Source organism: Mesorhizobium sp. M7A.F.Ca.ET.027.03.2.1, assembly GCF_003999175.1.
Taxonomy (GTDB): Bacteria; Pseudomonadota; Alphaproteobacteria; order Rhizobiales; family Rhizobiaceae; genus Mesorhizobium.
In genome coordinates this window covers 1-1,828 of the sequence record NZ_RZOM01001168.1, presented here as the reverse complement: position 1 = coordinate 1,828, position 1,828 = coordinate 1, and the positions used below count along the sequence as shown (strand labels likewise).

Here is a 1,828-nt window from a genome sequence, read left to right as displayed (position 1 = left end):
TGTGATGGCTCACAGCCCAGCCCTCACCATCGTTTCCGAAACCGGGTCAACGCCAAGCATTCGGTGAAGACCGGCAGCGTCATCCGCTTCCGGTTCGCTTTCATTGACTGTAAACGTGGCCGGGAAAACGCGATGTTCGATCTCGCCTGACTTGGCTTTGGCGATAGCCGCCTCGCGCTCCTTGACAAGTTGAAGGTCGGCCGCAGGCGGGTTCTTACCGCCCATTCGGTGATACATCGCGCGCATTTTTTCGGCTACGAGACGCGCGAACGGTGAGTCGGAATTCCAAATAACCGACCGCAGGCCGGACTTGTCTCTGCCCATTGGCGCAAGCGCCGTATAGCCCCGATCTGCCGACCACGCCAAGGTGACGTTGTTCAAGTTCATCAGGTCTTCAATCTCGATTTCGGCGTGCGCCAGAACCGTGAAACCGTTGCGGCCGTCATCCTCATCGAAGAACCGCATCCCCTTAATTTTCAAGGTCATGTCGCCACCCCGGCTTCTACCAACAAGTCAATCCAGTCGCCTCGCTCGGATCGAATGATGCTTCTGATGTTGTACGTTTCTTCGGTGCGGTCGTTGACGGCCCGCCAATCTGTGTTGACGGCAGCGGCATCGCCACCGTTACGAATGGTGATGACGATCGGCTGGACGCCTGCAAGTCGGCCCGCCAGAATTTGCTCGCTACCTTTCACCGATTGGATTCTGGCCGGAATGGTGGCGACGTCGGCATATTCCCCAACCGTGTTGCCATGCCCGTCGTCCACTTCGGTGTATTGCTGAAGGCGAACAACCTCCCGCATTTGCCCCACGCGCGCGGTCATCCGAAGCTCCATTGGCGATGGTTCAAAATGATCTCCATCGCGTCGAGCGGGATTTCCTGAATTTGGCCGGGGAAGCTGTTCTCGCGATTTTCCCACCACTCACTGCAAATTTGGAGCGTGGCCTGCTTCACTTCGTCGGCAATCGCCGCGGGCGGGTCTTCAGGCGCCGGCAGGAAAGACGACACATAAGCGTTGGCAGCGTCGACCTTCAATTGAATGGCGTCGTCTTCATCGGTCGCCACGATCCGGGCGTGTTCTTTGAATTCTTCCAGTGTTATCAATTCCACCTTGTATTCCTTTTCTGTGTTGGGTTTTAATGAACGGCCCAATTCGACAAAATCGCGTACGACGGGGGGACGCCGGTCCCTAGGCAACCGGCCAATGTCCGACCCTTCCCCCGGCCTATGCGTTGGCATGGCAGGGCGCGGCAAGGGCGTGGCGCCTGGCGTCTCGCAGGGCATTCTGCGGGCCGTGCGCGTTGTTCAGCGGCGCGCATCAGCGGGCTTGTGTGTGGCTGTCTGTGTGGCTTCGCTTGCGAGCGTGCGCAGGGCGTGAACCATCTCGCTCTTGGCTTCATGATATCGGTGCGGATCGCGGTGCGATGGTGCGAGGCGTGCCAGGCGATCGGCTATGTCGTTCAGACGGTCGGCTATTGTTGATGTCATCTCTAGCTTCCCTCGTGGATTTGATGGAAGCACGCTGCGCCCAAGATGGTTGGCGCCACCAATCGGTGCGGCGAGTGTCATGCGCTCGGCCGTCGTGGATAGTAAGGCTCGGGCTTGCGCACTGCGTCCGCACTGGACGGGTAGAGCAAACCGTCAGTGCCTTCGATGATCGTGACGAATTGACCTGACGACCAGCGGCCATCGTAAGTGACACCGACAACCGAGCAAGGCAACCATTCTACCTTGCCCGTGTCATAAACGACTTTGTATTCAGCTTCGAATTGCTCTACCGGAATTACATTCTCTGACATTCTGTCTCATGCTTTCTCTCCTCTACGT

General features: G+C 57.9%; 3 protein-coding genes. All 3 read right to left on the bottom strand.

Annotation, left to right across the window (positions count from 1 at the left end; all coding sequences use genetic code 11):
• Positions 1-9: 9 nt before the first annotated feature.
• Genes EN750_RS32510 through EN750_RS39705 form a run of 3 tightly spaced genes read right to left on the bottom strand, consistent with a single transcriptional unit; the run spans position 10 to position 1,111 of the window.
• A complete protein-coding gene (locus EN750_RS32510) occupies positions 10-486 on the bottom strand; it encodes a hypothetical protein (RefSeq protein ID WP_127399133.1) in 477 nt (158 codons plus the stop codon).
• Positions 483-824, bottom strand: a complete 342-nt coding sequence (locus tag EN750_RS32505; RefSeq protein WP_189526621.1) for a phage head closure protein — start codon at positions 822-824, stop codon at positions 483-485. The genes EN750_RS32510 and EN750_RS32505 overlap by 4 nt, the downstream gene beginning before the upstream one ends.
• Entirely contained in the window at positions 821-1,111 is a 291-nt protein-coding gene (locus EN750_RS39705; protein ID WP_189526619.1) for a head-tail connector protein, read from the bottom strand. The genes EN750_RS32505 and EN750_RS39705 overlap by 4 nt, the downstream gene beginning before the upstream one ends.
• Between the last annotated feature and the right edge of the window lie 717 nt (positions 1,112-1,828).